Consider the following 14171-nt stretch of genomic DNA (forward strand, 5'->3'; position numbering starts at 1 on the left):
GGGCAGGGGCGATCGCGGCGCGGCGCCCCAGGGGGTGAGTGGTGGGCGCCGCGCCGTGACGGCGTACGGAGTGCGGGAGTGAGGGGGAGGGACGGGGCGTCAGCCGAGGACGGCCAGCGCGTCGATCTCGATCAGCAGGCCGACCGGGAGGCCCACGTAGACGGTGGTCCGGGCGGCGGGCGGCTGGGTGAGGCCCTGGTCCTCGAAGTAGGCGTTGTAGATCTCGTTCATCTCCGCGAAGTGGTCGACGTCCGTGAGATACACGCGGATCATCACCACGTCGTCCCAGCCGGCGCCGCCCTCCTCGAGGATCGCCTTGACGTTGGCGAGGGTCTGGAGGGTCTGCTCGCGCAGGGTGGGGCCCGCGGGCGTGGGCGGCTTGCCCTCCTCGGCGGGCAGGAAGCCGACCTGGCCGGCGACCTGGAGGATGTTCCCCTTCTTCACACCGTGCGAGAACTTCGCGGGCGGGGTGGTGTGGGTCTTCGGGGTGAGGGCGATCTTGTCCGTCATTCGGGGTCCCTTACTGGTGTTCTGCCGGAGTACTCGCCGCTGATCGCGTCCGCGGTACGGCGCACCTGCGGGAGCAGGGTGAGGAGTTCCTCGGCGGTGACGACGACGTTCGGCGCGGACACCGACATGGCGGCGACCACCCGTCCGTCGGCGCCGCGGATGGGGGCGGCGACGCAGTTGATGGACTCCTCGTGGCCGCCGAGGTCGGTCGCCCAGCCCTGTTCGCGCACCTGCTCCAACTCGCGCAGGAACGCCGCGGCGTTGGGGGTGGAACGGGCCGTGTAGGGGGGGTAGTCGAGCTTCTCCGCGAGGGCGCGGCGCTCGGCGTCGGGCAGGTCGGCGAGGAGGAGCTTGGCCACGGCCGCGACGGTGATGGCGACGGGCTTGCCGATCCGGGAGTACATGCGGACCGGGTAGCGGCTGTCCACCTTGTCGATGTAGAGCACCTCGTTCTCCTCGTAGACGGCGAGGTGCACGGTGTGACCGCACTCCTCGTTGAGGCGGACGAGGTGGGGGTGGGCGATCTCGCGGATGTCGAGGTTCTCCATCGCCTCCTGGGCGAGGGCGAAGAGACGGGCGCCGAGGCGGTAGCGCTGGTCGGACTGGCGGTAGACCAGGCCGTGCTCGTCGAGGGTGCGCAACAGGCGGAGCGCGGTGGACTTGTGCACCCCGAGCCGGTCGGCGACCTGCCCGAGATCGGCGGGTCCCTCGGCGAGCAGCGGCAGGATGCTCAGCGCCCGGTCGACGGTCTGGCTCATGGCGTGGGTACCTCCTCCTCGGCCCGCGGTGCGGCTTCGGTCCAGCCGGGGCCGAGTCGAAGTGTCCCCCACGCGGTGTCGTCGAGGGCGGCCAGGCGGTCGGCGTGGTCGCGGGCGGGGGGCGTGGCGAGGTCTCCTGGGACGGTGAGCGCGGCGGCGGCCATCAGATGGCCGTGGCGGAGCCGGTCCCGGACGGGCAGCCCGCGCAGGGTGGCGGAGAGGAATCCGGCGGCGAAGGCGTCCCCGGCGCCGACGGCGGCCACCACGTCGACGTGCAGGGCGCGTACGAAGGTGGCAGTGCCCGTGGCGTCCTCACACATGCCGTCGGTGTCCTTGTCGAGCGCCGTCGCCCCGCCCCGGCCCTGCTTGACGACGACGATCTCCGGTTCGGGCAGCGCCTCCCGGACGGCCCGGGCGCCGTGCAGTCCCCACGCCTCACGTGCCTCGTCGTCCCCCACGAACACGATGTCCGCGCCACGCGCCAGTTCCAGCAGCACCCGTGCTCCCTCCGCGTCGCGCCACAGCCTGGGACGGTGGTTGACGTCGAAGGAGACCAGCGGTCGGCCGGGGCGGGGCGCGGTCAGCTCGCGCAGCAGGTCCAGGCAGGGCCCGGACAGCGCGGCCGTGATCCCGGACAGGTGCAGCACGCGGCCGGCGCGCACGGCGTCCAGGTCGACGGTGTCCACGGTCATCGCGGAAGCCGCCGAGCCGGCCCGGTAGTACGCCACCTCGTGGGCGTCGGTGGCCCGGTCCCCGGCCGTGCGGAAGTAGACGCCGGTGGGCCGCGCCGTGTCCCGCCGTACGAACGACACGTCGACGCCGTACGCCCCGATCGTCTCCACGAGGTGGTCGCCGAAGCCGTCCGCGCCGACCCGGCTCACCCAGCGCGCGGAGTGCCCGGCGGCCGCGAGCACGCAGGCCACGTTGGACTCGGCGCCGCCGATGGCTCGCTCGAAGGACGGAACGTCGGCGAGCCGCCCCGGCACCGTGGGCAGGAACGTGACCATGGACTCGCCGAGCGCGACGACGTCCACGACGTCGGGGGCCTTGCCGGATCCGTCGGTGGTCACGATGGTCGTAGCTCCTCTGTGCGGTGCGGGTTCGGTCGGCGTCCGTTGACCCCGCGTCGGCCGAGATGTTAGACAGCCGTAAGCGATACACGCAATGGTCGTTGCAAATACTGCAACGCCCCAGATCAGGAGGCTCCATGGGCATCGAGGCGCTCGCCCGCCTGGCCGATGAACGCGTCGACCACCGCTTCAAGGGCCTCCCTCCGGACGCCGAGGGACTGACCGTCGGCGAGCTGGCCGCCCAGCGCCGCAATCTGTTCACCGGCGGATTCACGACACCCGTGCTGGCCCTCTCCGCGGAGCGCCTGGAGCACAACCTCTCCCTCATGGAGGCGTACGCGGCCCGTCACGGCCTCGCCTTCGCCCCGCACGGCAAGACGTCGATGGCGCCTCAGCTCTTCCACCGCCAGATCGAGCACGGCGCGTGGGGCATCACGCTCGCGGTCGCCCACCAGGTGCGTGTGGCACGGGAGTTCGGCATCCAGCGGGTGTTCCTCGCCAACGAACTGGTGGACCCCGCGGCCCTGCGCTGGGTCGCCGACCGACTCGCCGCGGACGCCGACTTCCGGTTCATCTGTTACGTCGACTCGGTACGCGGCGTCGAACTCATGGACGCGGCACTGACCGGAACCACCCGCCCGGTGGACGTGGTCGTGGAACTGGCCGCCGGCGAGGGCGCCCGCACCGGCGTGCGGACGGAGGCGGAGTGCGCGGCGGTCGCGGACGCGGTGGCCGCCACCACGACGCTGCGCCTGGTGGGAGTCGCCGGGTACGAGGGCGAGGTGCCGCAGCCGGACCCCGACCGGGTGCGCGCGTGGCTGCGCCGGCTGGTCGCGCTGGCCGTCGACCTCGACATGGCCGGGCGCTTCGCCGGATGCGACGAGATCGTGGTGAGCGCGGGCGGCAGCGCCTGGTTCGACGCGGTCGCGGACGTCTTCGCGGAGATCCCCGAACTCTCCGCGACCGTCCTGAAGTTGCTGCGCTCGGGCGCGTACGTCTCGCACGACCACGGCCACTACCGCAGGATCACCCCGTTCACCCGGATCCCGGAGGAGGGCGCGCTGGAGCCGGCGTTCCGGCTGTGGGCGCAGGTGGTGTCGCGGCCCTCCCCCCAGCAGGCCTTCGTCAACGCGGGCAAGCGGGACGCGGCCTACGACCTGGACCTGCCCTTCGCCCAGGTGGTGCGCCGGGACGGCGAGGAGCGGCCGGCCACCGGCGTCTCGGTGACCGCCCTGTCCGACCAGCACGCCTGGCTGCGCACCACGCCCGAGGCGGACGTCCAGGTCGGCGACTGGATCGGCCTCGGCCTGTCGCACCCGTGCACGTCGTTCGACAAGTGGCAGCTGATCCCGGTGGTGGAGGCGGACGGCACGGTCGTCGACTACGTCCGCACGTTCTTCTAGGCCGACTGCATCGCACGTTCTCCCAGGCCGACCACATCGCACGTTCTTCCAGGAGGCCCCGTGGACGGTATGGACCCCGTGGATTTCACCGACCTCGCCGATCTCGTCATCCGGGACGCCGACGTCGTCGACGGCACCGGCGACCCCTCCTACCGCGCCGATGTGGCGATCAAGGACGGCAGGATCGCCTCGATCGTCAAGGAGGCCGCCCAGGCGGGCTGCCAACGCCCCCGGGCCGTACGGGAGCTGGACGCCGAGGGCCTGGTGCTCTCCCCCGGTTTCATCGACATGCACGCGCACAGCGATCTCGCCCTGCTGCGCGACCCCGACCACAGCGCCAAGGCCGCGCAGGGCGTGACGCTGGAGGTCATCGGCCAGGACGGGTTGTCGTACGCCCCGGTCGACGACCGCACGCTCGAAGAGGTGTGCCGCGCCATCACCGGCTGGAACGGGTACGGCGACGACATCGACTTCACCTGGCGTTCGGTGGGCGAGTACCTGGACCGCCTGGACGAGGGCATCGCGGTCAACGCGGCCTATCTGATCCCGCAGGGCACGGTGCGGATGCTGGCCGTCGGCTGGGAGGACCGGGAGGCGACGCCCGAGGAACTGGACCGGATGCGGCGGCTGGTCGCGGAGGGCATGGAACAGGGCGCGGTCGGCATGTCGTCCGGGCTCACCTACACACCCGGCATGTACGCGAAAGACGCCGAACTCACGGAACTGTGCCGGGTGGTGGCCTCCTACGGCGGCTACTACTGCCCGCACCACCGCAGTTACGGGGCGGGCGCCCTGGAGGCGTACGAGGAGATGGTGGGCCTTGCCCGGGAGGCCGGCTGCCCCCTCCACCTCGCCCACGCCACGATGAACTTCGGCGTGAACAAGGGCCGCGCCCCCGAGCTGCTGTCCCTGCTCGACGAGGCGCTGGCGGCCGGCGCCGACATCACGCTGGACACCTATCCCTACACCCCCGGCTCCACGACGCTGGCGGCGCTGCTGCCGAGCTGGGCGAGCGAGGGCGGCCCGGCGGAGATCCTCAAGCGGCTCACCGACGACACGACGGCCGAGCGGATCCGCCACCACATGGAGGTCGTCGGCGCGGACGGCTGCCACGGCGTGCCCGTCGAGTGGGACACCATCGAGATCTCGGGCGTGAGCGACCCGGCGCTCGCCTCGTACGTCGGCAGGACCGTCCAGGAGTCGGCGGACCGGCGCGGCGAGAGCCCGTGGACCCTCGCCCGCCGCCTGCTGACCGAGGACCGCCTCGGCTCGACGATCCTCCAGCACGTGGGCCACGAGGAGAACGTGCGGGCGATCATGCGGCACCGCGTCCACACCGGCGGCTCGGACGGCATCCTCCAGGGCGACAAGCCGCACCCGCGTGCCTACGGGACCTTCCCCGAGTATCTGGGCCGGTATGTACGCGACTTGGGGGTGCTGTCCCTGGAGGAGTGCGTGGCGCATCTGACCGGCCGCCCGGCGGCCCGCCTCCGCCTGCCGGACCGGGGTCTGGTGCGCGAGGGACACCGCGCCGACCTGGTGCTCTTCGACCCGGCCACGGTCGCGGCGGGCTCCACCTTCGAGCAACCGCGCACGCTGCCGACGGGCATCCCGTACGTCCTGATCGACGGCCGTTTCGTGATCGAGGACGGCCGGCGGACGGACGTACTGGCGGGGCGGTCGGTCCGCAGGAACCCGGTATGACCGCTGCCGCCCGCGCCGGGCTTCCTTCACGGATTGGCCGGTGCACGCCGGCTCGCAGACCGACATGCCCCGTGCGGCCCCAGACACCACGACAGCCATCGCCGGCATAAACCGCTGGCAAAGTCACCCGAACGGCTGAACGCCTCACGTTCGGGCACCGCAACGCAACAACCTCACTACGTTGCGTCACATGGTCAGCTCAGCACACGAGGCGTTGCACCAGATCTTCAGGGAGGACCCCGGCCTGTTCACCCGGGCCCTTCCGAAGGCCGGCATCGCTTTCCCCGAACCCACGGCGATCCAACTCCTGGACACGGACCTCACGGAGATCAAGCCGCTGGAACGCCGTGTGGACACCCTGGTTCGCATCGACACGGCCCACGACGGAAGCTACCTGCTCGCCGTGGAGTCGCAGGGCAGACGCGACCCGGACAAGCTCAACAGCTGGACGTACTACCTGGCCCACCTGTACGCCAAGTACGAGGTGCCGCCGATCCTGCTCGTCGTGTGCCAGGACAAGACCACCGCGTCCTGGGCAGCGGAACCCATCCGCATCGGCCCGCCGACCCACACCAGCATCGCGGTCTTCCCGCTGGTCCTGGGCCCCGACAACCTGCCCGCGATCACCGACCCGGACGAGGCGGCGCGAGACCTCCCCGTCTCCGTCTTCTCCGCGCTCACCCACGCCAAGGATCCCGCCCTCCCTGCGATACTGGACGCGCTGGCGACCGCGCTCGCCAACACCGGAGGCGAGACCGCAGCGGACTGGGCCGAATACACCGAGATCGGCCTGGGCGACGCCCAGACCCGCGAACTCTGGAGGCAACTGATGACCACCCGCACCAGCCGCTTCCCCGGCAGCGGAACCCTCATCGAGGAGACGCGCCTGAAGGGCAAGGCCGAGGGTAAGGCGGAGGGCAGGGCCGAGGGCAAGGCCGAGGGCAAGGCCGAGGGCAAGGCCGAGGACATCCTCCGCATCCTCGACCTCCGCGGCATCGACATCCCCGAAGCCGCCCGCGCGCGCATCGCCACCTGCACCGACCTCGACACCCTCAGCACATGGTTCGACCGGGCAATCACGGTCGCCCACGCGGAGGAGCTGTTCGCACAGAACTGACCGACCGCCACGGGAGCGAGGGCGACCGGGCGGACGTACCGGCATGCAGGGCGGGCGGCCGCAGGACTCGCGTGTGACCTTCGACCGCCCGCCGCACCGGCCCTCCTACGGCTTGGGCAGGACGCAGCCGCTCGCGTTCAGGTTCAGCTTGTTGCCGGCGCCGAAGCAGGCCGGGATCTGGTAGGTCTCCTCGGCGTAGTTGATGCCCTGGCGGACGGTGACGTTGCCGCTCGCGTCGACCTCGCAGGGGTTGTTCTCCGTGCAGCGCTCGCCGTCCTCGTTGCCGGTGTTGTTGACGGCGACGACCTTGCCGGTGGCGTTGTCGACGACGGGCGACCCGGAGGTGCCGCCGATCGTGTTGCAGGCGGAGGTGTAACGGACCGAGTCCTTCCAGGCCCAGTCGCCCTCCTTCAGGCGGTACACGAACCCGTCGATGTTGCAGCTGTAGATGCGCTTCCAGTAACCGGACACGACCTTGATGGCGGTGCCGGCGACGGGGTGGGTGTCGGCGACAGTGAGGGGGCTGATGCCGTAGGAGCTCCTGATCTGCGCGTAGGTGCGGGTGAGCTGGTAGATCGTGACGTCCGTGTCGGTCATCGTCGAGTACGCGACCTTGCTCGCGCGCAGCGTCGCGATCCTGGTGCCGGACGAGTTGAGCAGGCCGAAGGAGCGGCTGGAGGCCTGGTCGACGATGACCTCGCCGGGCCCGGGGAATCCGGTCTCCAGGCAGTGGCCGTTGGTCAGGACGAGCGCGGGGTCGCCGTCCGCGGAGTTCGGGAAGCGGATGACGGAGCCGGAGCAGTTGCTGAGCGAGACGGTGCCGGCGAAGTCGACGGCCTGGATCGTGGCCGTCCTGTCCTTCGTCGCCGTTCCGGCGGCCGGGGAGGTTGCCGCCGGGGTGGCCGTGACCGTCGCCGTCCCGGCGGACACGGGTGCCGCGACCGCCGGTGCCGCGCCGGCTCCGGCCAGGGCCAGAGCGAGGAGCGCGGCGGCGAGAGGCTTTCTCATGTGGGGGGTCCCCTCTCGATGAGGTGCGATGACGTGGACGGCCGGAGGTCTTCCGGCCGTCCCTGATTTGTCATGCGCATTGTGAATGGAGGGGCGTGCGGGGACAAGGAGCGGTTTTCGGCCGCGATCCCCGGGCGGCTGCTCCTACTTCGGCCCCTTGGTGGCCCCCCGCCCACGGCCGGGCTTGCCGCCGTAGCCGCCCGGCGCGGTGGCGCTCGCGGTGACGGTGGGAGAGGCGGAGGACGCCCCGACGGTGGGCACGGCGGTCGTGGGCCCCTCGGAGGCCGCCGGCACCGGGGCGGAGCCCCGTGAGGCGCCGGGCGAGGCGGACGCCTTGGTGACGGCGGCCACGGATGCGGCGGTGCGGGACGGCCCGGCGGTGGCGGAGGAGGAGGCGGCGGTCGCCTCCGGGGGCGGCGCGGACGGTGCCGCCTTCGGCCGGGCCGACTGCCCGGCGTCAGCGGGTGCGCCGGAGGAACCGGAGCCGAAGCCGCCGGCGAGTGCGACGGCGACGCCCACGGCACCGAGCGCGCCCACGGCGAGAGCCGCACGGCGAGGCAGAGGCGAGCGCGACGGAGTCCGGGCCCGGCGCCGCGAAGCGCGGGTCCCCCCGACGGCCCCGGGATCACTGACGCCACCGGGGGTCACAGGCAGCTCGCACGTCTCGTCGTAGGCGTTCTGCCAGCCATGGGCGGCCGCCGGATCGGCGTAACCCTCGTAATCCGGCTCTGCTACGACATACGGGTGATACACGTTCGGCTGATTCGGACCCTCGCCACCGTCCGGATGTGACTCTCCGGCGGGGTACCCGGCCGCTGCGCCGTTCGCGGCGTTCGACCCGTATGCCCCGTCATCCGGGCCGTACGCGCCGTCACCGGGGTGATGCTGCCATGACATGTGGGCGCATTGTAGAGGCGAGAGGGTTTTGTGGTGCAGTCGCGGTGACAACCGGCCGATCCCCTCCGTCTCACGTGGTGGAAAACACGCCGCGTGCGGCGTTACGCGGCCGTAAGCTCGCGGACATGCAGGTGATCCAGTCCACGAAGCTCGCCAACGTCTGCTACGAGATCCGGGGTCCGGTTCTCGAGGAGGCGATGCGGCTGGAGGCGGCGGGTCACCGCATCCTCAAGCTCAACACCGGCAATCCGGCCGCCTTCGGCTTCGACTGCCCGCCCGAGATCCTCGAGGACATCCTCCGCAACGTCTCGACGGCGCACGGCTACGGCGACGCCAAGGGCCTGCTGGCCGCGCGCCGTGCGGTCGTGATGCACAACCAGACCCTCGGCGTCGAGACGGACGTCGAGCACGTCTTCATCGGCAACGGCGTCTCCGAGCTGATCGTGATGGCCATGCAGGGCCTGCTGGACGACGGCGACGAGGTACTCGTGCCGGCACCCGACTATCCCCTGTGGACCGCGGCGGTGTCCCTGTCGGGCGGCACGGCCGTCCACTACCGCTGCGACGAGCAGTCCGACTGGATGCCCGACCTCGCGGACGTGGAGCGGAAGGTCACCGACCGCACCAAGGCGATCGTCATCATCAACCCGAACAACCCGACGGGCGCGGTGTACGACGAGACGGTCATCCGGGGCCTGACGGACATCGCCCGCCGCCACAACCTTCTCGTCTGCTCCGACGAGATCTACGACAAGATCCTCTACGACGGCGCGCGGCACATCCCCACCGCCGCGGTGGCCCCGGACCTGCTGACCCTCACCTTCAACGGCATGTCGAAGGCGTACCGGGTGGCCGGGTACCGGGTGGGCTGGATGTCGATCTCGGGCCCCCGGGCGCACGCGGAGTCGTACATCGAGGGCCTGACGATCCTGGCGAACATGCGCCTGTGCGCGAACATGCCGGGCCAGCACGGGGTGGTGGCGGCGCTCAGCGGCCGGCAGACGATCAACGACCTGGTACTGCCGGGCGGACGGCTCAAGGAGCAACGGGACGCGGCGTACGACCTGCTGACCCAGATCCCGGGCGTGACGTGCGTGAAGCCGAAGGGCGCGCTCTACCTCTTCCCCCGACTCGACCCGAAGGTCTTCAAGATCAAGGACGACCGGCAGATGGTCCTGGACCTGCTGCGCCGCGAGAAGATCATGGTCGTCCAGGGAACGGGCTTCAACTGGACCGAGCCTGACCACTTCCGGGTGGTGACCCTGCCGACGGTGGCGGACCTGACTTCGGCGATCACCCGCATCGGGAACTTCCTGGACGGCTACAGCCAGCCGTGACGCCCGGGTGCGCGAGCACCGACCACATTTTGCGGCCGACCACATTCGACCGACCACATTCTGCGATCCGGCCAACTTTAGACGCTTTCTAAGCTAAGATGGCTTCCTGTCAGAGCACAGGAGGCCGTCCCATGTACGAACCGATCCGCACCAAGTCGGTCCACACGATGGCCGGCGCCGCCGACACCGACTTCCCGCACCGTTCGCGCGAGGAGGAGCTGGACATCCAGCTCGCGGGCCATCTGGCGGCGCTGCTCACGGTGACGGACGAGTTGCGGGCACTGGCGCCCTCCGCCGACCTGGATGCGGCCGCGGAGCGGCTCGCCGGGCAGGTGACGCGGTTGCGCGGCGGCATGGCACCCGTGCGCGCGACGACCGCCCCCCGCGGGTCGGAGCCGCGCATCACGGCACTGCACCGCCGCGCCCACACGCTGGCGGGCCGCGCCCTGGTGGTGGCCGCGTCCCGCGCGGACACGGCGGCGGCGATCCTGTCGGCGGAACGCATGGACGCGCACAGCGCCGCACTGACCGACCCGCGCGAACCGATCACCGCGGGCTGACCCTCCGAGCCGCACGACGGCTCCCCTCGACGGCCCCGGTCCGCGTGGACGACCATGACGCGCGGACCGGGCGCCATTGCACTACGGTGTGAGCACTTTCGAGCCCAGCTTGCGCCGAGCGAACTCGAGGTTCTCCACCACACGCTCACGATGCTCGGCAGGCAGCTTCCCGCCTTTGAGCAGACGTTCGCAGCACCTCTTCGACTCCTCGTACTGCCCGACCCAGAAGGCGGAGACCGCGAGTTCGTCGAGCGCGCGCCAGTCGTACCAGGCGAGCTCGACGAACAGGATGTCGTTGGGACGCGGGAGCGCCACCGCCCGTCGCGCGGACTTGTACGCAACGTCCCATCGCGGACCGTTGAGCCGAGCCAGGCGCGCCAGGTCGCCAAGGGCTTCGACGCGTGTGGGACGGCTCTCGTGCGCGCGAAGGTAACGGTGCATCACCTCAAGGAGCGGCCGCTGAAGCTCTTCCGCGAGCCGTGCGGCGTAGAGGCCGGCGCAGTAGGCCTCTTCGCCCCAGCCACCCATGGAAGCCCGGCGGTCATAAGCCGCGAGGGCCTTCTCCGGCTCACCGGCGTCGCGCCAGCTCTGGGCGAGATAGAAGACGTAACGGGCGTTGTCCGGCTCCTTGACCAGACCTTCCTGAAGGATCTCCGCATCGCGTAGGTACTTCTTACGCAGGCCCTCACCCCTGAGGCGACCCCCGCCACCCACGATGAGCATGTTGATGCCTTCGAGAGTCCCTTGGGAGAACCGTGTGTCGCACTCGAGGTACTCATGCAGGACGCCGACGTACCGCCACGGCAGCCGCGTGGAGACCAGGGCGGTGCGCCAATGGACAAGAGGCCCGTGATGGATGGCGATCCGGTAGGCGTCGAGGGCCAGTTCCGGCATGACGAAGCCGGGTTGCGTCTCCATCACGTCGTCGGCGTCGATGAAAAGGAGGTAGTCGGCGCTGCTGCGGGCGAGTTGGATCGCCTCGGTGCGGCTTCCGTCATACCCCTTCCACGGCCGTTCGTACAGTTCACCGGGCAGATCACTGTAGACGTCGCGAATGACGTCCTGAGTACCGTCCGTCGAGCCCGTGTCCACAATGACCCAAGTATCGATCAAGGGCCTTACGGATTCGAGACAGCGTCGGATCACCGGAGCCTCGTCCTTGACGATCATGTTCAGACAGATCGTTGGCTTCACGTTGTCCCATCCAACTCAGCGGCAGCGAATGACCGATATGTGACGGTATCCAGCCGCTCGAATCGAAGCAAAGAGGCGGGACCGAAGCAGCGTTTTGCATTCGATCCGAGGGACCGTGGTCGCAGCCTTACGGGCAAGCGCAGGTGGCGGCCGGACGTTTCGGCGAACCACAGACCCGGTGCGTACATTCGGGTGGTCTGGTGCCCCAAGTGCCTGCCGAATGGCGGCGTCTTCGGGACGGCCTCGTAACGTCGGCGGAAATGACGGTGGTTCGGACTCCGGTACCGTCGGCGCCGTCACGTTCTGTTCTGCGCCGGCGACCCGAGATCAGCCACACCCATCCGCCCCTCACTATTCCACGAGATGTGACAAAGTGAAACGTACGAGATTGTGGGCAGGGCTGGCCGGAGCTGCGGCGGTCGCCACCGGCGTGACCTTCTGGGCGATTCAGTCCGATTCGGCCGAGCTCCCGGACTCCAAATCCATGTCGGCGACCCAGAAGGCCCGGGAAACGGGCCGGCTCTTGCAGACCGCCCTCAAACAGCAGCAACAGCACGACTCCGAGGCTGCCACCCGAAGCTACAAGCGCGTACTGGACCTGGACCCCGACAACAAGTTCGCGTGGTACGGCCTCGGCGTCGTCGCGCAGACGAGCGGCAACACATTTGGCGCCCGCACGGCATACGACAAGGCGCTGAAGATTGATCCGTCATTCATGTCGGCTCTCTACACCGAGGCGATGATGCTGAAGTCGAGCGATCCCGACCGGGCCGTGGAACTTTTGAAGCGTGCCGTAGCCGCGGAGCCGAAGGCGGCCATGCTCAACATGCAGATCGGGCAGATCCTGGCGGCGAAGGGCCGTGACAAGGAGGCCAAGGATGCGTTCCGTCGCGCCGTCGCGGCCGATCCCTCGTTCCGTCCTCAAGTACCGAAAGCGTACCGGGATTCCGCAAGCCACTCGCCGACGTCGAGCCCCACAGAGGACAACGAATGACGTCCGCCCCGAGTGCGGTGTGGGGTCCCGGCCTTGCGTGATCCCGGTGGTATGTCCGTCCAGCCGGCGGAACGGCTCACCGAGGGGCACTCACCGGGTGCATCTCGCACGGCCGACGAGACGGCCGAGCCCTTCCTGCGGGGTCCTTTCCTCCCGCAGGAAGGGCTCGGCCGTGCTCCGCGCCTGCCCTGGCCGACTGCGATGGCCAGGTTCCGCGCTGCCCGCTGCGGGGCGCCCACCGCGCCGCTGCCCGAGGTCGAGGCCCGCGTCGACCAGGCCCGCCGGGGCCGCCGACGCTGCACACCGCCGTTGTGATCGACCACTTCCACATCGTCCGGCTCGCCTCCAAGGCCCGCAGGCACCTGCCGCGCAACCTTCTCCGAGAGCCGTTCACGCCACTGTCCGCAATTCCGCACAGGCAGGTTCAGTTGAGGCCGCCGGAGCGGGCAGAACGCGAACGATGCCCCAAGGCCCAAGCCTCGGAGCATCGTCGCTCATTCCCGCGTGAAGCAAGCGGCCCGTTACGGACCCGGAACCGCGCCGCAGACCACCCAGACAGTGAACGGCGGCCCCGATCCCTCCCTGGTGACCGTCCAACCGGTGGCTGGGCTGCCTACCACACCGATGGGGCGGCTTACATCAATGGCGGCGCCGGGCGTTGAGACGGCTCCGCCACCGAGGGCGACGTCGTTCCCGACGCAATTGACGCTCCCCGTGTCGGGAGCACCGGGGTTGAGAGGGTCGTCGGCGATCGGGGCGGACACCAGGATGTAAGTGTCGTCATGGCCACCCGTGGCGCCGGTAGCACCCTTCTCACCGGTAGCTCCTGTGCCTCCAGTCGCCCCCTTCTCACCGGTAGCTCCTGTGCCTCCAGTCGCACCGGTAGCTCCAGTGCCACCAGTCGCACCGGTTGCACCGGTGCCGCCAGTCGCACCGGTCGCACCAGTGCCACCAGTCGCACCAGTAGCTCCAGTGCCACCAGTCGCACCAGTCGCACCAGTCGCACCGGTAGCTCCAGTGGCACCAGTCGCACCGGTAGCTCCGGTGGCACCAGTGGCGCCAGTAGCACCGGTAGCACCGTTCTCACCTGTGGCACCAGTCGCACCGGTAGCGCCCGTAGCACCGGTGGCACCGGTCTTCCCCGCCTGGCCAGTGGCACCGGTCGCACCGGTGGCACCCGCAGGACCAGTAGGACCGGTGGCGCCCGTGGCACCCTTCTTGCCCTTCTCGCCCTTCTCGCCCTTCTCGCCCTTCTCGCCCTTCTCGCCCCTGTCGCCCCTCGGCCCGCGGTCGCCCTTCTGTCCGCGGTCGTGATCGCGGTCGCCGCCGAGGGCACTCACGGCGCCGTTCGGATTGTGCGCCGCAGCGCTGTCGGCGCCGGACCTATGGATCGCGTCGGCGATGGCCGTCGCGCTTGGGGCGACATTGAGCGCGACGGCAAGCGCGCCGACCGACACCAACGTGGCGGTCTTCGCGCGTGAACTTCGGATCGTTCTACGGCTCACCAGAGAACCTTCCTCGAACGTGGATTGACCACACCTCAAGCGCGGGCACTTGATTTTCCTCCGCATGAGTGTCACAGCGCCTGCGGCTACGGACGGAGTCATCCTCACCCTCGA

General features: G+C 70.1%; 13 protein-coding genes. 7 read left to right on the forward strand and 6 right to left on the reverse strand.

Features of this window, described 5'->3' with window-relative positions; all coding sequences use genetic code 11:
• Positions 1 to 99: 99 nt before the first annotated feature.
• Genes ACFYZE_RS11780 through ACFYZE_RS11790 form a run of 3 tightly spaced genes read right to left on the reverse strand, consistent with a single transcriptional unit; the run spans position 100 to position 2338 of the window.
• The gene (locus ACFYZE_RS11780) at positions 100 to 510 is read right to left on the reverse strand and encodes a RidA family protein (RefSeq protein ID WP_388991313.1); all 411 of its coding nucleotides are present in this window, start codon (positions 508 to 510) and stop codon (positions 100 to 102) included.
• On the reverse strand, positions 507 to 1268 hold the full coding sequence (locus ACFYZE_RS11785) for an IclR family transcriptional regulator (protein ID WP_388991315.1): 762 nt from the start codon (positions 1266 to 1268) through the stop codon (positions 507 to 509). The genes ACFYZE_RS11780 and ACFYZE_RS11785 overlap by 4 nt, the downstream gene beginning before the upstream one ends.
• Positions 1265 to 2338 (reverse strand): sugar kinase, encoded by a 1074-nt coding sequence (locus ACFYZE_RS11790; RefSeq protein ID WP_388991317.1) that lies wholly within the window; start codon positions 2336 to 2338, stop codon positions 1265 to 1267. Before ACFYZE_RS11790 ends, ACFYZE_RS11785 begins: the two co-directional genes overlap by 4 nt.
• 137 nt (positions 2339 to 2475) lie before the next feature.
• Here ACFYZE_RS11790 and ACFYZE_RS11795 point away from each other — a divergent pair, with 137 nt between their 5' ends.
• From ACFYZE_RS11795 to ACFYZE_RS11805, 3 genes are all read left to right on the forward strand, one after another.
• Positions 2476 to 3741 (forward strand): amino acid deaminase, encoded by a 1266-nt coding sequence (locus ACFYZE_RS11795; RefSeq protein ID WP_388991319.1) that lies wholly within the window; start codon positions 2476 to 2478, stop codon positions 3739 to 3741.
• A 69-nt stretch (positions 3742 to 3810) separates the two neighbouring features.
• Positions 3811 to 5445: an amidohydrolase family protein gene (locus ACFYZE_RS11800; RefSeq protein WP_388991466.1), complete on the forward strand. Its 1635-nt coding sequence runs from the start codon at positions 3811 to 3813 to the stop codon at positions 5443 to 5445.
• Between the two features lie 190 nt (positions 5446 to 5635).
• On the forward strand, positions 5636 to 6562 hold the full coding sequence (locus tag ACFYZE_RS11805; RefSeq protein WP_388991321.1) for a hypothetical protein: 927 nt from the start codon (positions 5636 to 5638) through the stop codon (positions 6560 to 6562).
• 105 nt (positions 6563 to 6667) lie between these two features.
• Here the strand turns inward: ACFYZE_RS11805 and ACFYZE_RS11810 are convergent, their stop codons facing one another.
• Both ACFYZE_RS11810 and ACFYZE_RS11815 read right to left on the reverse strand, forming a co-directional pair.
• The gene (locus ACFYZE_RS11810; RefSeq protein WP_388991323.1) at positions 6668 to 7570 is read right to left on the reverse strand and encodes a serine protease; all 903 of its coding nucleotides are present in this window, start codon (positions 7568 to 7570) and stop codon (positions 6668 to 6670) included.
• A 144-nt stretch (positions 7571 to 7714) separates the two neighbouring features.
• Positions 7715 to 8107, reverse strand: coding sequence for a hypothetical protein (locus ACFYZE_RS11815; RefSeq protein ID WP_388991325.1), 393 nt, complete (start codon positions 8105 to 8107; stop codon positions 7715 to 7717).
• A gap of 485 nt (positions 8108 to 8592) precedes the next feature.
• Between ACFYZE_RS11815 and ACFYZE_RS11820 the strand changes: the two genes are divergently transcribed.
• Both ACFYZE_RS11820 and ACFYZE_RS11825 read left to right on the forward strand, forming a co-directional pair.
• Positions 8593 to 9804, forward strand: coding sequence for a pyridoxal phosphate-dependent aminotransferase (locus ACFYZE_RS11820; protein WP_388991327.1), 1212 nt, complete (start codon positions 8593 to 8595; stop codon positions 9802 to 9804).
• 131 nt (positions 9805 to 9935) lie between these two features.
• On the forward strand, positions 9936 to 10364 hold the full coding sequence (locus ACFYZE_RS11825) for a hypothetical protein (protein WP_388991329.1): 429 nt from the start codon (positions 9936 to 9938) through the stop codon (positions 10362 to 10364).
• 81 nt (positions 10365 to 10445) lie between these two features.
• Here the strand turns inward: ACFYZE_RS11825 and ACFYZE_RS11830 are convergent, their stop codons facing one another.
• Entirely contained in the window at positions 10446 to 11534 is a 1089-nt protein-coding gene (locus tag ACFYZE_RS11830) for a glycosyltransferase (RefSeq protein WP_388991331.1), read from the reverse strand.
• Between the two features lie 397 nt (positions 11535 to 11931).
• Between ACFYZE_RS11830 and ACFYZE_RS11835 the strand changes: the two genes are divergently transcribed.
• On the forward strand, positions 11932 to 12552 hold the full coding sequence (locus ACFYZE_RS11835; protein WP_388991333.1) for a tetratricopeptide repeat protein: 621 nt from the start codon (positions 11932 to 11934) through the stop codon (positions 12550 to 12552).
• Positions 12553 to 12603: 51 nt separating this feature from the next.
• Positions 12604 to 12867: a hypothetical protein gene (locus ACFYZE_RS11840; protein WP_388991335.1), complete on the forward strand. Its 264-nt coding sequence runs from the start codon at positions 12604 to 12606 to the stop codon at positions 12865 to 12867.
• The last annotated feature ends 1304 nt before the right edge of the window (positions 12868 to 14171 follow it).

It is taken from the genome of Streptomyces sp. NPDC001796 (assembly GCF_042892355.1).
Classification (GTDB): domain Bacteria; phylum Actinomycetota; class Actinomycetes; order Streptomycetales; family Streptomycetaceae; genus Streptomyces.

Excerpts from the sequence above, each read along its gene's own strand:
- ACFYZE_RS11780 (WP_388991313.1), bottom strand. The coding sequence starts at position 510 with ATGACGGACAAGATCGCCCTCACCCCGAAGACCCACACCACCCCGCCC.
- ACFYZE_RS11785 (WP_388991315.1), bottom strand. The coding sequence starts at position 1,268 with ATGAGCCAGACCGTCGACCGGGCGCTGAGCATCCTGCCGCTGCTCGCC.
- ACFYZE_RS11795 (WP_388991319.1), top strand. The coding sequence starts at position 2,476 with ATGGGCATCGAGGCGCTCGCCCGCCTGGCCGATGAACGCGTCGACCAC.
- ACFYZE_RS11800 (WP_388991466.1), top strand. The coding sequence starts at position 3,811 with ATGGACCCCGTGGATTTCACCGACCTCGCCGATCTCGTCATCCGGGAC.
- ACFYZE_RS11805 (WP_388991321.1), top strand. The coding sequence starts at position 5,636 with ATGGTCAGCTCAGCACACGAGGCGTTGCACCAGATCTTCAGGGAGGAC.
- ACFYZE_RS11810 (WP_388991323.1), bottom strand. The coding sequence starts at position 7,570 with ATGAGAAAGCCTCTCGCCGCCGCGCTCCTCGCTCTGGCCCTGGCCGGA.
- ACFYZE_RS11820 (WP_388991327.1), top strand. The coding sequence starts at position 8,593 with ATGCAGGTGATCCAGTCCACGAAGCTCGCCAACGTCTGCTACGAGATC.
- ACFYZE_RS11825 (WP_388991329.1), top strand. The coding sequence starts at position 9,936 with ATGTACGAACCGATCCGCACCAAGTCGGTCCACACGATGGCCGGCGCC.
- ACFYZE_RS11830 (WP_388991331.1), bottom strand. The coding sequence starts at position 11,534 with ATGATCGTCAAGGACGAGGCTCCGGTGATCCGACGCTGTCTCGAATCC.
- ACFYZE_RS11840 (WP_388991335.1), top strand. The coding sequence starts at position 12,604 with ATGTCCGTCCAGCCGGCGGAACGGCTCACCGAGGGGCACTCACCGGGT.